General features: G+C 59.6%; 23 protein-coding genes and 4 pseudogenes. 15 read left to right on the plus strand and 12 right to left on the minus strand.

Features of this window, described 5'->3' with window-relative positions; translation table 11 throughout:
* Positions 1 to 228: 228 nt before the first annotated feature.
* A complete protein-coding gene (locus FGD77_RS21715) occupies positions 229 to 534 on the minus strand; it encodes a cupin domain-containing protein (protein ID WP_255013981.1) in 306 nt (101 codons plus the stop codon).
* Between the two features lie 304 nt (positions 535 to 838).
* Between FGD77_RS21715 and FGD77_RS21720 the strand changes: the two genes are divergently transcribed.
* Complete coding sequence (locus FGD77_RS21720) at positions 839 to 1,216, plus strand: glycosyltransferase (RefSeq protein ID WP_255014403.1); 378 nt, start codon at positions 839 to 841, stop codon at positions 1,214 to 1,216.
* A gap of 230 nt (positions 1,217 to 1,446) precedes the next feature.
* Here the strand turns inward: FGD77_RS21720 and FGD77_RS21725 are convergent.
* The 3 genes and pseudogenes from FGD77_RS21725 to FGD77_RS21735 all read right to left on the minus strand — a co-directional run.
* Positions 1,447 to 2,376, minus strand: a pseudogene (locus FGD77_RS21725) (PepSY-associated TM helix domain-containing protein); the annotation flags it as partial.
* A gap of 22 nt (positions 2,377 to 2,398) precedes the next feature.
* Positions 2,399 to 2,863 carry a DUF2271 domain-containing protein gene (locus FGD77_RS21730; protein WP_255013983.1) on the minus strand — a complete coding sequence of 155 codons (465 nt, stop codon included), beginning with the start codon at positions 2,861 to 2,863 and terminating at the stop codon, positions 2,399 to 2,401.
* A gap of 171 nt (positions 2,864 to 3,034) precedes the next feature.
* Positions 3,035 to 3,424, minus strand: coding sequence for a PepSY domain-containing protein (locus FGD77_RS21735; protein ID WP_255013985.1), 390 nt, complete (start codon positions 3,422 to 3,424; stop codon positions 3,035 to 3,037).
* Between the two features lie 145 nt (positions 3,425 to 3,569).
* Between FGD77_RS21735 and FGD77_RS21740 the strand changes: the two genes are divergently transcribed.
* The 5 genes from FGD77_RS21740 (at position 3,570) to FGD77_RS21760 (ending at position 10,687) form a co-directional block, all read left to right on the plus strand.
* A complete protein-coding gene (locus FGD77_RS21740; protein WP_255013987.1) occupies positions 3,570 to 4,229 on the plus strand; it encodes a response regulator transcription factor in 660 nt (219 codons plus the stop codon).
* 26 nt (positions 4,230 to 4,255) lie between these two features.
* On the plus strand, positions 4,256 to 5,551 hold the full coding sequence (locus FGD77_RS21745) for an ATP-binding protein (RefSeq protein WP_255013989.1): 1,296 nt from the start codon (positions 4,256 to 4,258) through the stop codon (positions 5,549 to 5,551).
* A gap of 425 nt (positions 5,552 to 5,976) precedes the next feature.
* Entirely contained in the window at positions 5,977 to 7,134 is a 1,158-nt protein-coding gene (locus tag FGD77_RS21750; RefSeq protein ID WP_255013991.1) for an efflux RND transporter periplasmic adaptor subunit, read from the plus strand.
* Complete coding sequence (locus FGD77_RS21755; RefSeq protein ID WP_255013993.1) at positions 7,131 to 10,265, plus strand: efflux RND transporter permease subunit; 3,135 nt, start codon at positions 7,131 to 7,133, stop codon at positions 10,263 to 10,265. Before FGD77_RS21750 ends, FGD77_RS21755 begins: the two co-directional genes overlap by 4 nt.
* Positions 10,262 to 10,687: a hypothetical protein gene (locus tag FGD77_RS21760; RefSeq protein ID WP_255013995.1), complete on the plus strand. Its 426-nt coding sequence runs from the start codon at positions 10,262 to 10,264 to the stop codon at positions 10,685 to 10,687. The genes FGD77_RS21755 and FGD77_RS21760 overlap by 4 nt, the downstream gene beginning before the upstream one ends.
* Before the next feature lie 253 nt (positions 10,688 to 10,940).
* Here the strand turns inward: FGD77_RS21760 and FGD77_RS21765 are convergent, their stop codons facing one another.
* From FGD77_RS21765 to FGD77_RS21785, 5 genes are read right to left on the minus strand one after another with little or no spacing between them, the layout of a single operon-like run.
* Positions 10,941 to 11,429 (minus strand): cytochrome c, encoded by a 489-nt coding sequence (locus FGD77_RS21765; protein ID WP_255013998.1) that lies wholly within the window; start codon positions 11,427 to 11,429, stop codon positions 10,941 to 10,943.
* Between the two features lie 55 nt (positions 11,430 to 11,484).
* On the minus strand, positions 11,485 to 11,868 hold the full coding sequence (locus tag FGD77_RS21770) for a hypothetical protein (protein WP_255014000.1): 384 nt from the start codon (positions 11,866 to 11,868) through the stop codon (positions 11,485 to 11,487).
* A 43-nt stretch (positions 11,869 to 11,911) separates the two neighbouring features.
* Positions 11,912 to 12,391, minus strand: coding sequence for a hypothetical protein (locus tag FGD77_RS21775; RefSeq protein ID WP_255014416.1), 480 nt, complete (start codon positions 12,389 to 12,391; stop codon positions 11,912 to 11,914).
* The gene (locus tag FGD77_RS21780; protein ID WP_255014002.1) at positions 12,294 to 12,935 is read right to left on the minus strand and encodes an alpha/beta hydrolase; all 642 of its coding nucleotides are present in this window, start codon (positions 12,933 to 12,935) and stop codon (positions 12,294 to 12,296) included. The genes FGD77_RS21775 and FGD77_RS21780 overlap by 98 nt, the downstream gene beginning before the upstream one ends.
* Complete coding sequence (locus FGD77_RS21785; protein ID WP_255014004.1) at positions 12,932 to 13,843, minus strand: poly-beta-hydroxybutyrate polymerase N-terminal domain-containing protein; 912 nt, start codon at positions 13,841 to 13,843, stop codon at positions 12,932 to 12,934. The genes FGD77_RS21780 and FGD77_RS21785 overlap by 4 nt, the downstream gene beginning before the upstream one ends.
* 160 nt (positions 13,844 to 14,003) lie before the next feature.
* Between FGD77_RS21785 and FGD77_RS21790 the strand changes: the two genes are divergently transcribed.
* The 8 genes from FGD77_RS21790 (at position 14,004) to FGD77_RS21825 (ending at position 18,484) form a co-directional block, all read left to right on the plus strand.
* A complete protein-coding gene (locus FGD77_RS21790; protein ID WP_255014006.1) occupies positions 14,004 to 14,189 on the plus strand; it encodes a hypothetical protein in 186 nt (61 codons plus the stop codon).
* Entirely contained in the window at positions 14,186 to 14,815 is a 630-nt protein-coding gene (locus FGD77_RS21795; RefSeq protein WP_255014008.1) for a TetR/AcrR family transcriptional regulator, read from the plus strand. Before FGD77_RS21790 ends, FGD77_RS21795 begins: the two co-directional genes overlap by 4 nt.
* A 2-nt stretch (positions 14,816 to 14,817) precedes the next feature.
* Complete coding sequence (locus FGD77_RS21800; protein WP_255014010.1) at positions 14,818 to 16,356, plus strand: alpha/beta hydrolase; 1,539 nt, start codon at positions 14,818 to 14,820, stop codon at positions 16,354 to 16,356.
* A 434-nt stretch (positions 16,357 to 16,790) separates the two neighbouring features.
* Positions 16,791 to 17,006, plus strand: a complete 216-nt coding sequence (locus tag FGD77_RS21805) for a hypothetical protein (RefSeq protein ID WP_255014013.1) — start codon at positions 16,791 to 16,793, stop codon at positions 17,004 to 17,006.
* A 36-nt stretch (positions 17,007 to 17,042) separates the two neighbouring features.
* Positions 17,043 to 17,351: a hypothetical protein gene (locus tag FGD77_RS21810; RefSeq protein ID WP_255014015.1), complete on the plus strand. Its 309-nt coding sequence runs from the start codon at positions 17,043 to 17,045 to the stop codon at positions 17,349 to 17,351.
* Between the two features lie 73 nt (positions 17,352 to 17,424).
* Entirely contained in the window at positions 17,425 to 18,099 is a 675-nt protein-coding gene (locus tag FGD77_RS21815) for a YcbK family protein (RefSeq protein WP_369682772.1), read from the plus strand.
* Complete coding sequence (locus FGD77_RS22535) at positions 18,099 to 18,260, plus strand: hypothetical protein (protein WP_369682751.1); 162 nt, start codon at positions 18,099 to 18,101, stop codon at positions 18,258 to 18,260. Before FGD77_RS21815 ends, FGD77_RS22535 begins: the two co-directional genes overlap by 1 nt.
* Positions 18,257 to 18,484, plus strand: a complete 228-nt coding sequence (locus tag FGD77_RS21825) for a hypothetical protein (RefSeq protein WP_255014020.1) — start codon at positions 18,257 to 18,259, stop codon at positions 18,482 to 18,484. Before FGD77_RS22535 ends, FGD77_RS21825 begins: the two co-directional genes overlap by 4 nt.
* Positions 18,485 to 18,734: 250 nt before the next feature.
* Here FGD77_RS21825 and FGD77_RS21830 read toward each other — a convergent pair.
* Both FGD77_RS21830 and FGD77_RS21835 read right to left on the minus strand, forming a co-directional pair.
* Positions 18,735 to 19,685, minus strand: a pseudogene (locus FGD77_RS21830) (IS110 family transposase).
* Between the two features lie 431 nt (positions 19,686 to 20,116).
* Positions 20,117 to 20,419, minus strand: a complete 303-nt coding sequence (locus tag FGD77_RS21835; RefSeq protein WP_255014023.1) for a hypothetical protein — start codon at positions 20,417 to 20,419, stop codon at positions 20,117 to 20,119.
* Positions 20,420 to 20,673: 254 nt separating this feature from the next.
* On the opposite strand from FGD77_RS21835, the pseudogene FGD77_RS21840 reads away from it, so the two are divergent.
* Positions 20,674 to 21,299 (plus strand): annotated as a pseudogene (locus tag FGD77_RS21840) (IS3 family transposase); the annotation flags it as partial.
* A gap of 5 nt (positions 21,300 to 21,304) precedes the next feature.
* Here the strand turns inward: FGD77_RS21840 and FGD77_RS21845 are convergent.
* Positions 21,305 to 22,300 (minus strand): annotated as a pseudogene (locus tag FGD77_RS21845) (tyrosine-type recombinase/integrase); the annotation flags it as partial.
* Positions 22,301 to 22,418: the final 118 nt, after the last annotated feature.

A 22,418-nucleotide genomic window follows, 5' to 3' on the forward strand; every position in this document is an offset into this window, starting at 1 on the left:
CGTATTATGTGCCGGATCGTGGGTCGTCATTTTTGACGGCAGCTATCAGCACAGGGAGATGGGCATCAGCGCACAGTCAGATTCGCCCGGCGGTCCACTCCCGAAACTTTGACGCACAGGCGCCCCCTTTGCCATAGTGAACTCCCTGACGCAGAGTACCGGCTATCTCGGATTTAGGGAACAATATTCGAGTGACCCATGCAGCCAGTATGACCATGCACGTCGCTGTCAGGACAGGATGAAGAACACCTTTCGCACAGTCGTAAGGTTCTCCCAGATGCCGTCAAAACCTGCCGCCACGACAAAGCTGTCCCCCGCGCCGAACTCGCGCGCCTGACCAGAGCTATCCGTCAGGCGCACATCGCCATCCAGGATATGGCACAATTCGTCATAGTCGCATTTGCACCGCTCCTTGTGCGGGCCGGCCTGCCAGATGCCCGCTATTGCGCCTTTTCCCGTGTTTTCAAAATGACGCCAGCTGCGGCTTTCATACCTTTCAGGACTTGCCCCGGAGAGCACGGACGAAATTGCCACCTTTAACGAAGCATATGAAGGCGCGACCAGCAGCGTTCATCGCCGCTACAACAACTTTCGGAAGAAACGCGGCCTGCCCGCTCTGCCGCCTCCGATCTTTCTTGAGCCGTCACCGATGCTGAACCTGATGCTGGCCCCTCGTGCCATACGCTACCGCCGCGAGGTGCCGCTGCCGCAGGACAGATTTGTCTTTCTCGAAGGATGCGTGCGCACCGAAAGCCAGTTCGAGCTGCCACGCCTTCCGGTGAGCGAAGGTCCCATGGTCTATGTCAGCTTCGGATCTCTCGGGGCGGTTGATACGCAGATGATCAAACGGATGATCGCCGTGTTCGAAACAATCGAAGCGCGATTCCTGGTCAATGTCGGCGCCATGATCGAGGCGTATGACCGCGTACCGGACAATGTGTATCTGGGCAGCTGGTTCCCCCAGCCTTCGGTGATCGGGCAGGCTGCGCTGGTCATCCATCACGGCGGCAACAACAGTTTCTGCGAAGCGCTCTATCACGGGGTGCCGTCGCTGGTGATGCCGTATTGCTGGGACGGCCACGACAACGCGCAGCGCGCGCAGGCCGCGCGCGTCGGCAACCCCAGCACGGCTAGAGGCATGTCGGGGGCGTTTGGCAAAGCTGCCAGCCGGTCAAGGAATCCTTTGGCCGAGGCAGGCGCAGTGCCCTCGCCATAAGTGGCAGCTAGCACGATTACCCGCTCGGCGCAGCTATATCGGTGCGGTGCAAATTGCGACATCGGAGCGGCGTAAACCTTATGTCCCGCCCGCGTCAATGCATCATGCAGTGTCGCAGCAAAGCCCCATGTGCTACCCCCTTCGCTGCCAACCAGCAGGATCGTGTCGGACTGTCCTGCCGCGACATTGCCTGTGATCCGGGGCCTCGCGCGGCGGGCTTGCACCCAGAGGATGACGCCAGTCACAGCCATGAACGGCGCACCAAGTGCCATCAGCCCGAGGATGACCCCCAACCAGGCCATGCCTTGTCCCGTGTGCAACATGTATATCGTCTCGTTGAAGCGTTGCCATGTGCCTGCATCGGCCCAGATCAACATCTCCCCTGTTCCCTGATCGAGATATCCCTCGCCCGTGTTTGTTTTCAGCATGAACACATCGGTGGGGTCGTCGGGATAGGGAAAGGTCAATTCGCGCAAGGAGTCTACCGGCGTATCGCGCAGCAAAGCCATCGTGCCGGGGGCGGCGCCGGTCTGGCCACTGACTTCGGAGGGAAACGCAGGGGTGCTGCCCTGTGGGAGCAGATCAAAAGTGCTGGCGGTCATAAACAGCGCGGTGGCTGAAGATAGAAGAAGCCCGACGACTGTCACCCGTGCAACTTCGACATGCAGCCGTTCCATCAGTGGACCACGCAGACGTGAGAAGAAACGCCGCCACCCCCCTGTCCGCCGTGCTGTCAGCATCAGACCCGAGATCGACAGCACCAGAAGCGAAGCCGCCCCCGCCGCGGCGGCCAACCGCCCTGCGTCGTCCAGAAACAGCGAACGGTGCAAGTTGGTCATCCAGCGTTGAAAGGCAGATGGTTCGTAATCCGCGACACCAACACCTGTCGCGGGGTCGATAATCAGTGCACCGGGTTGTCCAGCGTCAAAATAAAATGCGGTTATCCGCCCGGATGGTGCGCGGCGGATCTGTTCAACGCCAGGGTAAGCGATGGCAATGCGATCCGCCAATGTGGCGACGGTCAGGCTCCGGTCAGGTTGTGCGGGGGCCTGCACAGCCTCCAGTGCGGGAAGAACGCTCAGCACCGCCCCGCTGAGCGTCATGGCGACGATCAGCAGAGCCGCGATCAGGCCGGGAAATTTGTGCAGGGCGCGCAGCATGGCAAGGCTCCTTTGGTACGGATTACATGTCGAAGGTGAAATCGCGGATGTAGCGGCGACCGCTTGTCGGCTTGCCCGCGCCCGTTGTGGTCAGCGGCACGACCACTTCGGACGGGCTGTCGCGCATGTCTTCTACCGAGGCGTCGATATGCAACTCATAGCCTGCGTCAAACAGCGTATCCGCAAGATCGAGTGTGATTTTCAGCTCTCGCCCTGCTCCAACGCTGGCACCGGTGATACCGTTGATCTCTGCTGTGTTACCGCCTGTCGCACGATACCAGTCGCTCAGATGTTCGTAGTATTTCGACTTGCCACCCGCCATCCAAAGGCTGCCCATATAGGTGCCATTTGCATCAGTGACATAAAGCGCAAGGTAAGCGCCATCGCCGCCATACTGATTCATGTTGGCAGTCAGGGTGACGGGGCGGGCAAGCGCCGGACCTGTAAGAGCGGTCGTCAGCGCCAAGGCAGACAGAAGGGTTTTCATTGGGAGTCTCCATTGCGGGTTGCGTTCGGTTTCTTGTGTTGGATCAAGCTGATGCTTTCCTGACGCAACGCACGTTAATGCTTCAGCTTGGCGTCAGGTTGGCCCTAAAAAGAAAAACCCCGCCGCGCTTGGGGTGGCGGCGGGGTTGGTCAGCATTGCGTTTTGCAAAAGCTATTGCTGAACAACGGGCGCTGTGCCGGGCGTGAACAACCCGTTTGCAGGTGGCTCGACAGTTCCGGTCGGAGCGGCGTTGTTGCGTTGACCGTAATCATCGTCGTCGTCGTCGTCATCTTCATATTCAAACTCGACGATTGCCAATGTCGCAGGATCAACCTTCACCTCGATTTCGCGACCGCTCGCATCGCGGCCTTTGATTTCATAGCAACCGTCATCGGTTTTGATCCGGCGCACGGCCCATCCTTGGGCTTCGGCCATTTGCTGCACCGCCTCGCGCGGTTGCCAATCCGCCATCGGCACGCGACAATCATCGTCATCGGCAAGGGCGACACCTGTCGCACCAAGGCCCAGAAGTAGAGTTGTGGCGATCAGATATTTCTTCATTGTTCCATCTCCTGAAACCTGAGTTGATGACCCTTTGTCGCGCACTGACCTGACGCGTACCTGAAGTGGGCCAGCTTTGTGCTTCAGGTGCACGTCAGTTTTGTCGGTGATAGAGGGCTCACAAACGGAACAGGAAAAGACGGATATGCGTGTGCTGCTGATCGAGGATGATACGGTGTTGGGTGCTGCGGTGCGCGACCAGATTGCCGCTGACGGGCATTCCATCGACTGGGCCACGCGGCTGGATGCAGCAAGCGAGTATCTGGATGTCGCCGCCTATGACCTGATCCTTCTTGATCTGATGCTGCCTGACGGGCGCGGTCAGCCGTTTTTGCGCGCGCTTCGCAAACGGGGCGATGTGACGCCAGTGATCATCCTGACCGCACTCGACCAGATCAGCGACCGGATTGAGGGACTGAACGCAGGGGCCGACGATTACATGATCAAACCCTTCGATCTGTCCGAGCTATCGGCACGGGTTGGCGCGGTTGCGAGGCGCTATTCCGGCAACCCGAACCCGTTGGTCACTCTGGGCGATCTGGAGATCGACCTTGCTGCGCGGTCTGTCTGTCGTGGTGGGAAGCCGGTGGCGTTGACAGCCCGCGAATGGGTACTGTTCGAGGCTTTCGTGCAGCGTCCCGGACAGCTTTTATCAAAGGCGCAACTGGAAGAGCGGCTCTATTCTTTTAGCACCGAAATCGAAAGCAACACGATTGAGGTTCATGTTAGCCATCTGCGCAAGAAATTGGGGCGCGCGCGGATCGAAACGGTACGCGGCCTGGGCTATCGGCTGGGTGCCCCATGAGAATGCCTAGTTCCTTGCAGGGTCGGTTGGCGCTAGCGCTTGGGTTGGGACTTACGGTGCTCTGGCTGACCACAGCATGGGTGACGGCGACCTTGCTACGAAGCGAAATGGACGAGGTGTTCGATTCCACGTTGGAGGAAACCGCACAGCGCATCCTGCCTTTGGTGGTTCTGGATATCATCAGCCGCGAGGAAGAGGGGGTCGACCAGCGCATCGCCACCCTTCGCGAGCATGAAGAGTTCTTTACTTATGTTGTACGCGACGATCAGGGGCGCGTCCTGCTGCGCTCGCACGCAGCAGAAGACGCGAATTTTCCGGCGTTCGAGGGAATGGGGTTCCGGCAAACCGCCACGCACCGACTTTACTATGACGCAGCGCTGCAAGGCACGATCACCATCGCGATCGCCGAACCACTCAACCACCGGGCCGAGGTGGCGCGGGAGGTCCTGGCCGGGCTTGCCCTGCCGCTGATTGTCATCATTCCATTTGGCCTGTTTGGCGTGTTCTGGATCGTCCGGCGCAGCCTGCGGCCCGTCCGTCGCTTCAGCGGGGCATTGACCAGCCGTGGCACCCGCGATCTTTCGGCGGTCGACGAGGAAAGCCTTCCGGATGAAATCAAGCCGGTGGCAGAAGCGGTCAATGACGTGCTGGACCGGCTTGGGCATGCGCTTGCCGCCGAGCGCAGTTTTACTTCCAACGCTGCGCATGAATTGCGCACTCCGGTCGCAGCCGCGCTCGCACAGACCCAACGGCTGATGGCTGAAACGGGCGATACCAATGCCGCGCAGCGGGCGACGGCGATTGAGGTCGCGCTCAAACGCCTGACCCGGCTTTCCGAAAAACTCTTGCAACTGGCACGCGCCGAAGGCGGGCGGTTACGCTGTGAAACCAAGTCGGATCTGCGCCCTGTTCTCAGCATGGTGCTGTCTGAATTCGACAAGGCGACGGGACCAGCGCGTATTGTAAGAAAAGTCACGGATGAACCTGTCTTGTCAGACCTTGACCCAGACGCTTTCGCAATCGTTGTTCGAAACCTGATCGAAAATGCCCTGCGTCACAGCATTGCTCAAACTCCCGTTGAACTGCAACTGAACAATGATGGGACGCTGCGCGTGATCAATGATGGCCCGCCGATTGCCCCCGAAATCCTGAAGCAGCTAACAGCGCGGTTTGAGCGTGGGCAGACAAGCGCAAGCGGCAGTGGACTGGGTCTTTCCATCGTTCAGGCGATTGCCGTTGGGGCGCAAGCAAAGCTAAACTTATATTCCCCGGCGCAGGGCTGGCCCGAAGGGTTCGAGGCGGTGTTTCACCTGCCGGGCTAAACACGCATTAGAATTTCCCCTGCCGCAGATAGAATCCCGAGATGTTCTGTACGCAGTTATTGCAATCAAAAATCTTTCTGATAGTAATTGATCACTACCTTTTGAGATCTCCAAATGAATACGCTATGAAAATCACGCCCGGAACGTCGAAACGATACCGCGTCTGTTTTTCAAAATCAGTGCGGCAGCCCTTCGACGCACATGATTGTGGACCATACTGGCATCGTCCAGGCTGGCTAGTTTCGGCACTTGGACGGGCAAAAACAAAGAGGTGACCGTTGAGAATTCACCGCGGATTTCGTTTACTCCCGCCTGTCGCAGTCGGTGTTGCCGTCGCCGTCTGGCTCATTTCGACGGCCGAGCCGCCTGCCCGAGTAGATGAACATGAGCGCAGCGTTGTTGCACGCACAATCATAGCAGAAGTGATGCCTGTTCGGACGATCGTTCGGGGATATGGCAATGTCCGCGCTGCACGCAGCTGGGAAGCAATCTCAGAAATCTCAGGGACCATCATTTGGCGTCATCCCGAACTCGACACCGGCAATGTACTTGGCGCAGGCACCGTGGCCCTGAAAATCGACGCGACAGTTTATGATCTGGCAGTTGCACAGGCTGAGGCCGACTTGGCCGCACTAGAGGCTGATATCGCTCAGCTTGACACCGACGAAGCCAACACCCGGCGATTGCTGGCGCTGGAGCAATCACGGTTGGACCTGACCGAAACCGAACTGACGCGCATTCGGGATCTGGTCGCGCGCGGTGTCGCTTCGCAGTCAACAGTCGACGGGCAGGAACGTGCCACATTGCAGGTTCGCCGTGTCGTGACCGAGTTGCAAAACGCCCTGGGACTGATCCCCAGCCGTCGCAACCGGCTCGACGCGCAAATGTCGCGCACGAAGAGCGTTCTGGCCCGTGCTACTCGTGATCTGGCAAAAACCGATATTGTTGTTCCGTTCGATCTGCGCGTTGGGACGGTTCATGTTGAGCGGCATCAGTTCGTCGTTGCGGGTCAGTCATTGGTGACGGCGGACGATATTGGCCAAGCCGAGATCATTGCGCAAATTCCGGTGGTATCGTTCCGGCGTCTGCTGGGGGGTGCCAGCCCTGACGAGCCAGCAGAATCTGCGGTCTTGCCCATAAGTTTCCAAGGAATATCCGCCGAAGTGCGGCTTGTCTCGGACACATCCCAAACATGGCCAGGGCGTCTTGTCCGCGTGGAAAGCGCACTGGACCCGCAAGCCCGTTCGGTGCCTGCGGTTGTCACTGTGGACGATCCGTATGCTGGGGCCAATCCGCCGATGCGCCTGCCGTTGGTGCCGAACATGTATGTCGAGGTTACGCTCGACGGTCCGGTGATTTCTGCAAGCGTGACGATACCGCAGAGCGCTGTTCACGAAGGAAACATTGTCTATCTGCGCGATGCAGACGGGCGTCTGGTCCTGCGCGAAGTCTCGGTTTCATGGCGCCAAAGTGGGCAGGCCATCATCGCGAAGGGTATCGCGCCCGGTGAAGAGGTCATTCTTGACGATCTGGTGCCTGCGATCCCCGGCATGATCGTGCGTCCGGTGGAGGCCAACAAATGATCCGCTGGTTCGCCGGACACCCCACTGCGGCCAACCTTTTGCTTGTCCTGATCCTCGCCGCTGGCGCGATGGCGGCTCCAATGCTCAAGCGCGAGACTTTTCCAGACTTCCGCCCAGTAGAGGCGGAAATCAGCGTGAAATATCGCGGCGCCACAGCCGAAGAGGTCGAGGACGCGATATGTCGGCGCGTCTGGGATGCGGTCGAAAGCGTCGAAGGGCTGGATGAACTCGAATGCACCGCGCAGAACAGCGTTGCCCGCGCCGTGGCAACGATGGGTGCCGCAGGCGACAGCGCCCGTTTCATCAATGACCTGCGCACCGAGGTCACCGCAGTCGACGACTTTCCGGGTAGTGCCGATCCGGCCATCGTACGCGAATTGCACCGCACCGATCCTGTCACGTCGGTAGCAATTGCAGGCGATCTGCCGCCCGCACATCTGGAGCGCTATGCAGCGGAGTTACAGGACAGCCTGTCGGCCCTGCCCGGTGTGGCAAAAGTTACGATGTCGGGATTTGGAACGCGGCAATTCCGCATCACGGTTCCCCGTGCGGTGATGGAGCAGCACGGGCTGACGGTCTCAGGCCTTGCCGCGCAAATCGACGCGCAGAGCGTTGACCGCCCTCTGGGCAGTCTGGAAACTGAGGATCGCGAGATCAGCCTGCGTTTCACCGACGAGCGCCGCAGCGCGGCAGGGTTGGCAGAACTGGTGGTTCTGTCAAAGCCGAACGGGGCCGAATTGTCGCTGGGGCAGATTGCAACCAGCACTGAGGGTTACACACCCGAGGAGGAACGTGCGTTCCTTGACGGCCAACGTGCCGTTTTCCTGCAAGTTGACAAGGCGCTTGATGCTGACGCGCTGGAAGTCTTCGATCACGTCGAGGAGCTGGTTTCAACCGAACGCGCCGCGCTGCCGGATACGGTGCGGCTGGAAATCGTGAAGGACATGACCAGCATCGTGCGCGACCGTTTGGTGATGCTCGTGCAGAACGGGGCAATCGGGTTAGTTCTAGTCGTCGCGGTCATGAGCCTGTTCTTCCGGCCCGGTTTCGCGATCTGGGCGGCAATGGGCCTGCCGGTGGCCTTTTTGGGCGCATTCGCGGCGATGGCGTTGCAAGGTCTGTCGCTGAACATGATGACACTTGTGGCCCTGCTGATGGCGATCGGGATCGTGATGGACGATTCCATCGTCATCGCCGACTCGATTGCCGAAACCGCCGCCCGTGGCGGATCGCGCCTTGATGCCGTGGTGCAAGGCACGCTGGCTGTCATGCCCGGCGTGATGGCGTCGTTTGCAACGACCATCGCGGTCTTCGGCCCGCTGGCTTTTCTGGCCGGTGAGTTGGGTGCAGTGCTGGAAGTCGTGCCGCTGGTGTTGATCGCGGCACTTGCGGCCAGCGTGGTCGAGGCATTCTGGGTGCTGCCGCACCATCTGAGTCACGGATTGAAAGGCGCGGACAAGCCGCCTTCACGGTTTCGCGCCGGTTTCGACCGCCGGTTCGAGCAGTTCCGTGAACAGCGGATCGGTGCCATGGCGGATATGGCGATCCGGCGGCGTTATCTGGTGACAGGCATGACAATCGCTGCGCTGCTTATCACCGTGGGATTAATGGGCGGTGGCTATCTCAAACGCGAGGCAATCCCGGCGATTGATGGCGATGTTCTGGAGGCGCGTATTCTGATGCCGCAAGGCACGCCCCTGACCCGCACGAGCGAGGTCGCGGACGACGTGATCGCAGCCCTCACCCGGATCGACACCGCTTTGACGCCGGATCAACCGGACGGTGCTGCGCTGGTGAAAGCTGTGCAGTTGCGCTTCAACCAGAATGCCACGGCGGGCGAATCCGGGCCCCATGTTGCCACGATCACTGCAGATCTGCTGGGGGCCGAAATCCGCACTGTAACGCTGGATGAAATCGTGACACTTTGGCGCAAAGAGATCGGCGCGGTGCCGGGTGCGCTTGCGATCTTGTTGACCGAACCAAGCATTGGGCCGCAGGGGATTGCCATCGAAATCCGCCTGTCTGGTCCGGATCTTGACATGCTGGCCAAGGCCGCCGATGCGCTCCAAACCGAGGCCGAAAGCTATGCCGGTGTCTTCAATGCCATCCACGATCTGCGCCCCGGAAAACCCGAGCTTCGCCTGCGCCTTGCCGAGGGGGCAACATCGCTGGGATTGACAGCGCGCTACGTTGCAGATCAGCTTGGGGCCGCTTTCTTGGGGCGGGTCATTACAACGGTCCAGAGTGGCGACATAAGCCATGAGATCGAGTTGGAGCAATCCTCTGAGGATCGCGATTCCCGCGACGACCTGCGTGATTTCACCATCGCCCTGCCCGATGGCAAGAGCGTGCCGCTTTCAACCGTAGCACATCTGAACGAGGCACGCGGCTGGTCCAGCATCGCGCATGTGAACGGCAAGCGCACCGTGACCGTTCAGGCCGATGTCGATACACGTATCGGGAATGCCGATGCGATTGTCGCCGAATTGAACACGAGGTTCCTGCCGCAACTGGCGGCCAGTGTGCCGGGCCTGCGTTTTGAAATCGGCGGCCAAAGCGCAAATTCGGCCGAAACCGTCGCCTCGATCCTGCGTGGTTTCATGATCGGGCTGGTGGGTATCTATGTCGTGCTGTCTTTCCAGTTCCGCAGTTACGTGGAACCGGTGATCGTGATGCTGTCGATCCCGCTCGCTTTCATCGGTGTGATACTGGGCCATTTTATCATGGGCTATAACATCTCGATGCCCTCCTTGATCGGTGCCGCGTCGCTGGCTGGCATTGTGGTTAACAACGCGATCTTGCTGGTTCAGGTCATCAAAAGGCATGCCGCCGATGGTATGGAACTGGCGCGCGCTGCCGGTCAGGCCAGTCGCGAACGGTTTCGCCCTATCCTGATGTCGGTCTCGACCACGATGATGGGGCTCATCCCGCTTTTACTGGAAGGTAGCACTCAGGCTCAAACCCTGAAACCGCTGGTGATTTCGGTGGTATTCGGGCTGTTTTCCTCGACCGTCCTCGTGCTCATCGTGTTGCCGTCATTCTACGCAATTCTCGGTGATCTGGGATTGGCGAAGGTCAAAGGTGGAGAACCGGATATGCAAGCTCGGAAAAAGGGATCGACTTCAAAATGACCCATAGAACCAAAAACGGCTTTATTAGTTCAGAAACAATGCCGGGTGGCATGCACAGCAACGGCATGTTGCGATGTTTGAAAGTCGCAACCCTAGCTCTGGCCATCATGATGGCGCTCTGCATAAAAGCCAACTCACAGCAATTGCTTTCGGCAGAAGAGATCGAGAGCCAGATCATCGGGCACAGCTTTCAGGGCAAAAAGGGAATTCTGTCGGTTTCATTGCATTACGTCAGGGATGGCACCGTGACCATGCAGTCGCCGATCGGAGCCGGAGCAGGAAACTGGAGGCTGAGCGACAACCAGCTTTGCGTGAAACTATCCAGCGGACCCCGCAAGGCAAACGAATGCATGACCTTCGTCAGCCAACTAGACGGGACCTATCGCGCCTCGAACGGATTGCGGCTGACGGTAATGAAGTGACGGCCAAACAATATCCATCACGTGCCGCAGAGGCGAAATCGCGGCCTTTCACCCCTGGCGCTGATACCCGACCAAAGCAGAGGTCCCCGCCGTGCCTTCGAATATTGCCGTCTCCAGATTTCGGGCGATCCTCTCGGCCCGGATTATCAGATAGTTTGCCCCCGCCGATGTCGGCGCGGTTTCCTCGTCCCCCCAATCATCAGCGCGCCACTAACGGATCAGCGGCACATGCCCGCGGCCGCGTATCTCCTACCTACTCGACAAGCTTTGGATACCGGTCCGTCGCATAGAGCGCGTGACAAGCCGTGCAGGCTTCGATCATCCGACTAAACTCCACATGTTGCCGCGCCCGGTCACCATCGCGCGCGGCCTCGGCCAGTGTGGCAGAGATCTCGTGGAAGGCGCGGTCTCGGCTGACAAAGTCCTCGGGCACTGCGGCCATCAGGTCCTGTTTGTCCTCAGGGGTCATGGATTGCTGTAGAATAAAACTGTCATGGATCTTTTGCGCCAGCTCTGCGACACGCGCATCGTCACCCGCGATCAGATACGAAATGATCTGGTGGCTGGCATCCTCGATCGACAGCATTTCCTTGCGCAGCAATTCCCTCAGCTTGGGCGTCAGATCCGGCGAGACTGGGTTGACATCTTGCGCCGCTGCCCATCCGCTGGTTATCGCAAAAACTGCCGCAAGAGCGGAAGACGCCGCCCGGGTTGACCACGTCTTTTTGGTAAGTCCTGTCATATCAAATTTCCTTTGTTATTCGTCATTTCAGTCAGTGTTCGCAAACGGATTCCGATCAGGTTGACTCGCGAAGTGCTACGCCGACGATGGCACCCCAGACAATTGTGCGCAGGCTCATCGCGCCGACCGTGCGCATCTCAAAGGCACCGCCGAACACTAGATGAACACCGAAGGCGACCATGACCAGTATTGTTGCGAAGAGGATTCCAATCGACAAGCGTACCGCCCAGGATTGCCGCACAAACAGACCGAAGCCTGCCGCGACATAGGCAAAGCCCGCGAGGAAATTGAACCACAGCACGAAGGGAACAGCATGCCCGACCGCTGCCCGCGCCTCGGCGCTACCGAATAGCGCACGGCCCCCTGAAAATATCGTCAGCAGGCCGAACAGAACCGCTACACCCGCCGCGATCAAGAGGCTCCGTCGTCTGTTATACATGTGTAATAGTCCTTTTCACAAACGTCGGACGTATACCGACAGTCTATTTTTGAAACACGTAGGTTCCGGGCGCGTCATCAAGGGCCGGATGGCGGGACTTAGGATCATCCATGTCCGGCGGAGCAACCGATTTGCCCGCACGTTCGCCCAGCCATTCCGCCCATGCCTCCCACCACGATCCGTCTCTTTCAGGGGTCTCACGCATCCAGGTTTCGGGATCTACCTGACGCTTCGTCGCGCCCTTGGTGCGGATCCGGAAAGTCCGGCGCGGATGATCCGGCTCGGATACGATCCCGGCATTGTGACCACCGCTGGTCAGCACGAAGGTCACATCGGTGTCGCTCAACACGTCAATCTTGAAAACCGATTGCCACGGCGCGACGTGATCCTTAACCGTCCCCACCGCAAAAATCGGCACCCGTATATCAGAGACATGAATCGGGCGTCCTTCGACGTTGAACCGTCCCTCGGCCAGATCGTTGTTCAGATAAAGCTTGCGCAGGTATTCCGAATGCATCCGCATATGGCATCCTTGTGGCGTCCGCATTCCATGCCATAAGGTCGAACATCGGCTTGCGCTCGCCCATCAGGTAGTCGTGGATCACCCGCGACCAGACCAGATCGTTCGAGCTTAGCATCTGGAATGCGCCTGCCATCTGAGACGTATCCAGATATCCCTGCCGCCACATGACGCTGTCGAGGAAAGAAAGCTGGCTTTCGTTGATGAACAGCCCCAAATCGCCCGGCTCGGTGAAATCGACCTGACTTGCCAGCAGCGTGAGCGAGGCAAGCCGGTCATCGCCATCCCGCGCCATCGCGGCGGCTGCAATGGACAGCAGCGTTCCGCCCAGGCAATATCCGACTGCTTGGACCTTCCGCTCGGGAAGAATATCGCCGATCACGTCCAATGCGTTCATGACCCCAAGGCGACGATAGTCGTCCATGCTCAGATCACTGTCTTCGGCGTCGGGGTTCTTCCATGAAATCATGAAGACCGTGTGGCCCTGTTCGACCAGATACCGCACCATGGAATTGTGCTGCGACAGGTCGAGAATGTAGTATTTCATGATCCAGACCGCGGGACGATCAGGATCGGCTCAGCCCGTACTGTGTCCGTGAGTGGCTTGTATTGGATGAGTTCGATCAAACGATTGCGGTAGACGATTTTTTCCTTTGTCACCGCAACGTCCCGGCCCGGCCGATAGGAGTCAACTTCGTCGGGCACCTTTCCGGCCAGGGTGTTCTGCATGTCCTGCACGTAATTCTGCGTTCCCCTGACCGAGTTCAGACCGCCCTCTTCGCGGGTCTTCTTCAGGACTTCGGGGTTGGTCCATGGGAAGTTGAAGGGCGAAAACATGTCGAGCCCCTGACGCGTCAAGAACTGCAATTCGCGTTCGTGCTGGGCGGTCACACCGGGCACATCGGTGACCACATTATGCCACCATTGCTGCTGCATCAGGAAACCCTGATGGATCACGTTGAACGGTTTCATTTTCCAAGCGTCGTCACGAAAGCGATGGTCCTGCGGCAGCGGCTCGATGCAGGCTTCGGCGTTCTCGACGGTGCCCGCACACTCAAACGCATAACGGATGTGGCGGCGCGCCTTTTCATTGGCCTTTTCGACCAGTTGCAACTGCTTGCCCGGAGCCGTCGTCATGTGTGTTGCCCAGTCGAACCAAGCCCCCATCAATGCGGCGGGCGAAAGACCATGGGTGAAACGAGACAGCCAGACCTGGGTGGTGTGATCAAGGGTCTCATGAATAGTTGAGTTGGCATCGGCATCGCGTTCAGTTTCCGAAGCCTGCGGGATCGTATCACTTTCAACTGTGTCCATTACCTTATTGACCGCGTCACGAACATCATCAGCCTTGGCACCGCTGATCTCAGGTTTGTTTTTGGAAGTGGTCTTAACGGGCTTGGAGCCCTTTTGGACTTCACGCAATTTAACCACAGTTTCTTTGCTTTCCTGTTCCATCCGTCCCCCCTTGAGTTTGCGACTTCCGACAGCTTGCGCCCGAACCTTTGGAGTTGCCGAGGTCGATCGAATCAAGATAGTAATTGATTACTATGTTAAATCAAGCCATGATGTTTTGCGGTACAAACGGTGAGTTCCAGACATCATAAGGAGGTCTTTCATGTTCACAGGCAAGATCAACACTGTAGCCGATTTTCTGTTTCTCATGATGCTCATGCCACTGGGCATTCTAACCGAGGTTATTTTTGACGCGCCGCCATTTTTCGTTATCACCGGCGGTATCTCCATGGTCTTGGCCATGGGATGGCTTACTGTTGCGGTCTGGCAAGCAGAGGCAATCCAATGAACACATCCCGGCAAAAAAACCTCCCGGCTGAGGAGCGGCGCAACGTCACCGTTGAAGCGGTGGTCGATCTGGCTGGCAAAACCAATCCTAATTCGATCACGACCGCTGCAATCGCAAAGCACATGAACCTGACGCAAGGCGCTCTCTTCCGGCATTTCCCAAACAAGGAGGCGATCTGGCAGGCGGTCATGAAATGGGTGGCCGAACGCCTTATGGCGCGCATCGAAAAAGCCTCCGAAGGCATAGACTCGCCGGTTGAGAAGATGCAGGCGATGTTTCTTGCGCATGTGACTTTCGTTTCCGAGCATCCCGGCGCGCCGCGGATGATGTTCGGCGAATTGCAAGGTGCCAAGGCAACACCAGCCAAACGCTTGGCGCGTGCCATGCTGAAACAATATGCAGTGCGTCTAAGTGATCTGATTGAGGCCGGAAAGGCACGCGGCGAACTGCGCGCCGATCTGGATGGAGAGGCGGCAGCGACGCTTTTCATCGGCACAATCCAGGGCCTTGTGATGCAATCGCTGATCGCGAACGACATGAGCCATATGGTCGAGGATGCGCCGCGCGTCTTTGCGATCTACAGACGCGGAATCATATCTGGATTTGAGCAGGGCAAAGGAGAATAATTATGTCGCGCCGGGTTTCGATCCTTTTGGTTGTGGCGGTGCTTGCCGGGTTTCTGGGCTATGCTTTGTGGAGGATCTTTCTGGCGCCCAGCGGCCTGCCGCCTGAAGGGTTTGCGCTCGGGAATGGCAGGGTGGAGGCCGACCTCGTCGATGTCTCGACCCGTCTGTCCGGTCGGGTCGCTGAAATTGCAGTGCAGGAAGGCGACCTTGTCGCGCAGGGTGACGTCCTTGCTGTGATGGATACCATCGAGCTGGCGGCGCAGAAAATGCGCGCAGAAGCTGGCGTGGCCAGTGCCGAGGCCGCTGTGGCGGTGGCGAAAGCCGGCGTGACCAAGGCACAAGCGAACCTTGCGCTTGCCAACAGCGAACTGTCCCGCGCCGAAACGCTGAGCGAACGCGAGGTCATCACACGCGAAAATCTCGATATTCGCCGCACCGAAGCGCAAGTTACTGAAGCCGGGCTGACTGCCGCACAGGCCGAGGTTCGCGCCAAGGAACGCGCTGTAGACGCGGAAACCGCAAGCCTGCACGAGATCGAGGCGCGGATTGCCGACAGCACGCTCTATGCCCCCCAAGCGGGCCGTATACTGTACCGCCTGACCCAACCCGGCGAAGTGCTGGGCAACGGCGGCAAGGTGCTGACACTGGTCAGCCTTGGCAACGTCTACATGGAGTTCTTTCTGCCCGCCACGCAAGCGCCGCGCGTGCGATTGGGCGATGAGGCTCGGATTGTCGTCGATGTCCGGCCTGATGCCGCCATCCCCGCGATTGTAAGCTTCGTCGCACCGCAGGCGCAATTCACGCCGAAACAGGTCGAAACCATCGCCGAGCGCGAAAGCCTGATGTTCCGCATCCGTGTGCGCATCCCGCCTCAAATGGTCGAGGCGCGCCTGGCTCAGGTCAAGACCGGTGTCCGTGGTGTGGCGTGGGTCCGGCTGGTAGGCGAGGACGGCAGCATGACAGGCTATGTCGCCGACAGGGATGCGGTAATCTATTCGCGGGATGATCTAGTCCATGTACTGACCGTCACCGCGGCCGACCCGGCGATCGGAAACATCACCCTGTTCGGGCACAGCATGGGAGGCTGGCTTGTTGCCGAGGCCTTGCGTCAGCTCAGGCTGGGCGGTCAAGACAACGTGATCGACCGGTTGGGTAATGTGGTGCTGGCCGCGCCGGATATCGATGTTGACGTTTTCCGCCGCCAGATGCGAACCATCGGCGCGCTGAACCCTCCCATGACCCTGCTTGTCTCACCAGATGATCGTGCGCTGAAACTCTCTGAACGTCTGGCAGGCTCGCGCAGTAGAGTTGGCAGAAAGGATGTCAGCGATCCTCAGGTACATACATTGGCAGCTGCGAACGGTATCCGCGTGATCGACATCTCAAATATGGACGCTTTGGATAAAAGTAATCACAACAGATTTGCCGCCTTGATGAAAGTGCTCCCACGCGCAACGAAAACCACATTCGCTTCGCTTGTGCATGCGGGTACGTTCATCCTTGAACCCGTAAGCGCCACGCTGGTGTCGTCAGGTCAGTGATACCGCTTATGATGATACGGATGAGATCACCTTGCTTGGTTTGGTCGCCGAGGATTCCCCGACGAGGGAGTGGTTGACTGGTATAGACGTTGCCAAGACGCCTACTGACGCAGTACGGCGGTTGGGACCCTGTCTTACAAAAGGATCAGTGAACGGACAACAAGTTGTCCTCCTGGATCGCTCCACGCCGGTGGACAATTTCCGTCTCAATTGGATGGTCCGATGACATTGTCATTTACGGGGCCTTTTACATTACAGCGTCTCGAAGCCCGTCCAGTATAAGTTTGACCACTTGTCCAGTAGTTTTAGCGACTTGAATATTCATCGGTGTTTGTTGCAATGGACTGACGCAGAAGTCTCGCTCCAAAAGGATCCTCGAATACCTCTTCGGTGCGACACTGCTCTACAAAATCAACGCCAGCGCGACGGCCCGGATGCGTGGGCGGCTCGCGCCGAACGGCAGCACGGAAATCCGTGGCTCCTTCGGCGAAAGCTCCACCACCCATGTCTCGCTGGCCACCGCCATCTGGCTGCAGACCATCGTGCCGCTGAGCGCGGGCGATACCGTCGAGTTGCAGGGCTATTTCCGCGCGCAGGACGGCTACTTCGCGGCCGAGCACACGTCCTTCTGGGGCGCCAAGATCGGCTGAGGGACGCATGAGGATCGATCATCGAAGGACATCACCATGACAGAACGCAACTCCCTCGCGCAGGAGGTCGGCGCGGCCTTGCGCGACCACGGCATCACCGCCGCCATCACCGCGCTGATCGGTGGCACCATCGCCCTGCTGGCCGCCGTTTCGCGCAGGGCGTTCACCAACGACGCGATGCTGGCCCGGCTGGACCGCGAGCTTTTAGCCGAGCGCGACCGCGTTGATCGCCAGCGATCCGAGGACCGCAAGAGCGACGCCGACCGGCTGGAGCGGATCGAGACCGATATCCGCGCCATGCGCAATCTGATGTTCGACGCATTCCAGCGCGGCCACAGCGACTGACGAATATTCCCACCACGACGCCGACCCAACCGACCCGCCCCGGAGGCGGGTTTTGCATTTCCGGAGACCCGACATGCCAACGACGACCTACACCCATTTCCGCGACGTGCCCGAGAGCGCCTGGCGCTGGCCGAGCTTTTCGCCCGCCGAGATCGCCAGTCGCCGCGAAGGCGCGCTCAAGATCAACACCGAAGCCATGGACATGCTGCAGACCCTGCGCAACCGGCTCGGCAAACCGCTGATCGTGCGTTCAGGCTATCGCAGCCCGGCCCACAACCGCGCCGTCGGTGGAGCGCCGCGCTCCAGGCACATGCTCGGGACCGCGTTCGATATCGCCATGTCGAACCACGACCCGGTCACGTTTGCCGCGGCCGCGCGCGCCGTGGGGTTTCTCGGTTTTGGCACCTATCCCCGTTCAGGCTTCATGCATATCGACCTCGGCCCCGCGCGGTCCTGGGGCGAGCCGTTCCCCGCACGCGCCACGTCCTTCGTGGCGGAGGTGCCGCCCGCCCGCGAGGTGCTGGCCGAGAGCCGCACGCTGAAAGGCAGCGGCGCGGCGGGGGTGGCGACCGTCGGCGCAGCAGGGGTCGAGGTGGCACAGGACGTCTTGGCTGAAACCCAATCCGCCATCCTGCCGCTGGTACCCTACCTCGACACCCTGCGCTGGGTGTTCATCACCGTGGCCCTGTTCGGCATTGCCGTCGCCGTCCACGCGAGAGTCGACGACTGGAAGCGAGGCCAGAGGTGATGGGCTGGGCCGCGGCGCTCCTCGCCAGCAGCCCGGCGCGCAAGGCGCTGGGTTTGCTGCTGGTAGCCCTCACCATCGCCCTGTTCCTTTTGAACCTCCGCCGCGCCGGTGAGCGTACCGGGCGGCTGGCGGAGCGTCTTTCAAACGAAGAAGACCCATGAAATCCACCGCCAGATGCTCGACGCCGCCAGCCGCCGCCCTGCTGATCGCGATGCTCTCGCTCAGCGCCTGCGCGACGGCCAGTTCTGACGCACGCCCGCCATGTCCGCCCGTGGTTCCCTATAGCGCCACCGACCAGGCGCGCGCCGCGGCCGAGGTGGCGGCGCTGCCGGAAGGTGCGGTCGTGGTCCAGATGCTCAGCGACTTCTGTGGTTGCCGCCCGTGATGCAAGAATTTTTTGACCCTACTTGCGCGTGATCGAGTGCGAACTTCTGTCAGGCCTCGTGATGCGGCACTTCCATTAGCCGCGGGCCGGGATGGTGATCAGCGGATTGGGTCCAAATCTACACCTCGAGCTTTCAGCTCGTATCGCTGAACTGGTTTTCTCAATCCGGATCTGTTCGATCATTTTGCCCATTCAGGTCGTCGTCTTCTCACACCCCCTTGGCACCGTCGCTAGCGGTTCGACATGCGCATCATGCCGCGACTGCCAGCGCCGGATCCTTGTAATCCTCGTTTTTTGTTAACATCGCCCAGATCTGCCGCGCCATCTTGTTGGCCAGCGCGATTGCGACCAGCATGGTGGGTTTGCGCGCTAACATGCGTGACAGCCAGTTGCCCTGCGCAAGAGTGCGCCGCCCAAGCCAGCCCAGTCGCGACATTGCGCCCATGACCAGAAGGCGTCGGATGTCGGCCTGACCGGCTTTGGTCATCCGCCCCAAGCGCTCCTTGCCGCCCGAGGAATGCTGCCTGGGTACAAGGCCCAACCAAGCCGCAAAGTTGCGCCCGGTTTTAAAATGCGCCATGTTTCCAGCCCGAAAGCTTCCACCGCGATGGCCGTCAGCGGGCCGACGCCTGGCATGGTCTGCAGTCGGCGCCAGCAGGTCCTGGCACTCCTCCCGGATCAGCGCGGGCAAATCTGAAGTATCATCGTCCACAAGCGCTGTCATGCGATCAAGGTAGCGTATTCCTACGGGAAAGACGTCGCCATGCTCATACAGCAGAGCCCGCAAGGCGTTCACATCCGCGGTGCGCTGATGAACTAGCCGCTCCCGGCCACGGAAAACCGCCGCGCGGGACTGCTGCTCAACTGTCTTGGGCTCCACGAAGCGCATCTCGGCCTGGCGGGCCGCGATGACGATCGCCTCAGCATCGGCGGCGTCATTCTTCTGGCGCTTCACGAACGGGCGCACGTATTGCGGCGCGATCAGCTTCACCTCGTGCCCAAGCGCTTCCATTTCGCGCGCCCAGTAGTGCGCGCCACCACAGGCTTCGAAGATGATCAGGCAGGGGGCCTGCTGGGCCATGAACGCGGGGAACTGCTGTCGCGTAAGTTTCTTGCGAAACTGCACCTCCCCCGAACGCAGGGCTGCGTGGACCTGAAAAACATTTTTTGCCAGATCGACTCCGATCATCATATCGTTCATCTCGCCGTCCTCTCTGTTGTGTGGCCTTGAACACCACAACCTTGGCACATTGCGATGCCGTCGGGGAGGGCGGCAACCACTCCATCTACGCCGTCATGCGCGATCAGGCGCGGGCGTGCTGGTGAAAAGGGGCCGGGCAATTGTCTGCGGGAAGCGCCAGACGCCTCGACCGCAACGTCACGCCCGGCCCGCTTCACGGATTCAAAGAACGGCAGCGAGTCGCTGCGCGGCCATGATGGCATGCGACCACGTCCTCTGTCGCGCGCGGAAATGGGCACAATTGTACACCTCTGGCGGATCAAGTGTGGTGCTTGGTTATCCTGCGATCAACCTTCGCCGCGCCAACACCAAGGTCTGCACAGCGGACGAAGCGCCATTTCGCTGCGAATGCGCCAATGGCTGCTATGAGCGTTCCTTCGTTCGGAATCGGCCTAAGATAGCGAAGCTGCCCAGCTCAAAAAGTCCTTAAAGAGGAAACGAACGCCCTTATCTGGAACAACCCAGTCGGCCTTCGACTCTTTGAACCATAGTGAGCCTAGATCAGTCTCGCTATCCGCTAAGAGTTTTTCGCAGTACGTGACTAATTCCCGCACGGCTTGATCGCCATAGCTTTGTCGAAAGTCTTCATAGATTTGGTTGCGCCCGTCTGGGGTATCGGCCCAACCAGGATGAACGACATCTAGGTCTTGATGAAATTGCAAGGTGAAGTCGTAGAATGATTTCGGCGGCGTCATGTCAGTCAATCCTTGGATAGGATGTGATAATGATAAATCCATCCGGCATGTCCGGGGCGTGCTCAATAACAGTACCCACACCAAATGTCTGCCGGAGTTGTATCGGAGATGACGCGCGCCGAGTGGTTCGGTATGCCTCAAAGCCTGTTATTGATTCAAAATCACTTGTTATGAATGCTCTACGCAATTGGAGTGCCCCCACTGAAGTGGTCCACCAACTGGGATAGTATTATCCCATTTCAGGAGGACCAGAGATGGCTGGAAAGAGAGATAAACCCGAAGAGATCGTGCTGAAGCTTCGGCAGGTTGAAGTGTTGCAAGGGCAAGGCAGTTCGATCGCTGATGCGGTTCGCCAGATTGGCGTGACGCAGCAGACCTATTATCGATGGCGCAAAGAATATGGCGGCATGAGCCGTGATCAGCTCAAACGGCTAAAGGAGTTGGAGGTTGAGAATACCCGGCTGAGGCGCGCCGTGTCGGATCTGACGCTGGACAAGATGATCCTGACCGAGGCCGCCCGGGGAAACTTCTAAGCCCTTCCCGCCGCAGACAGTGCATTGACCATGTGCGGCAAACCCTCAGCGTATCTGAGCGCCGGGTTTGCCGCACATTGGGTCAGCATCGCTCGACACAGCGCAAGGTGCCCTGTGGCCCGCCGGACGAAGAGCGGCTGACCGATGACATCATCGCACTGACAGAAGAGTTTGGACGCTATGGGTATCGCATGATCACCGGGATGCTAAACAACAGCGGCTGGCATGTGAACCATAAAAGGGTCGAACGGATCTGGCGGCGGGAGGGGCTGAAAGTTCCGCAAAAGCACCCCAAGAAGGGACGGCTCTGGCTGAACGACGGATCGTGCGTCCGGCTGCGGCCGGAGCGCCCGAACCGCCGCACCTCCTGCACCGGCTGGCCGGGCGTATCGCCGGGGAACAGCCACGGTGTGCCGCTTGGTACCGACAGCTGGCGCTGGCGCACGATGGCGGCGGTCTCGTCCGAGATCGGAACGCGATGTGCCCGGCGCTGTTTCGTCATCATCGGGGGCTTCGACCAGCTCAGATGTTCAAGGTTGAACTGTTCGAAGCGCGCCTGCCGCACCTCGCCCAGCCGCGCACCGGTCAGCATGCACATGCGGATGATGTCGGCGGCACGCCGGTCTTCTGCCGCATCCAGTGCGGCGCCGAGGCTGGTGATTTCCTCCTTGGACAGGAACCGCTCGCGGGGCGTCTCGATGCGGCGGTGAAAGCGCTGGGCGGGGTTGTCGGCGCACCAACCCCATTCCACCGCCAGCGTGAACATCTTGCGCAACACCTCTCCCATCCGGTTGGCGCGCACCGGCGTAGGCTTTGCGGGCTGCAGCTTTCGCGCCCGGTTGTTGGGTTTGTCCTTGTGCGGTCGCGCCCGGCCTTCGGCGATCTTGTTCAGCAGCTTGTCGACGTCGGTCGAGGTGATTTCCGTTACAAGTTTCCGACCCCAGACCGGGGCCACCAACTTGGCCAGCGAGGCACGCTGGTCGGCGGCGTTGCGTTCCGCCAGCTTTGGCAGATGCTGGGCGCAGTAGCGCTCGATCAGGTCGTCCACACGCGGCGCTTCGCGCAGCGCCCCGCGCTGGGCCAACGGGTCAGCCCCGGCATCGATCTCGCGGCGGATTTCCTTGGCCCGCTCGCGCGCCGCCGACACCGGCCATTCCGGCCAGCGCCCGAAGGTCATCCGGCGCTGCCGCCCGGCGTGGCGATAGTCGATCGTGAACGCCCGCCCGCCACCGCGATAGATGCAGGCCGCGAACCCGCGCACATCGGTGTCGAAAATCTGGTAATCGCGCCCAACGATGGGCACGGCCTCGCGGAGTACTTTCTCGGTCAGCTTGGTGCGTTCTACCATGTGTTCTGTCCTCCTTGCATCCGACATGAGGCGTGGTTTCGCCGTACTATCAAGGCAAGCATGAACGGCAGGGTGGCGGGGAGGCAGAGGGTGGCGGAAAGGTCGCCCTATTTGCGCC

The organism is Roseovarius sp. M141 (genome assembly GCF_024355225.1).
GTDB lineage: Bacteria > Pseudomonadota > Alphaproteobacteria > Rhodobacterales > Rhodobacteraceae > Roseovarius.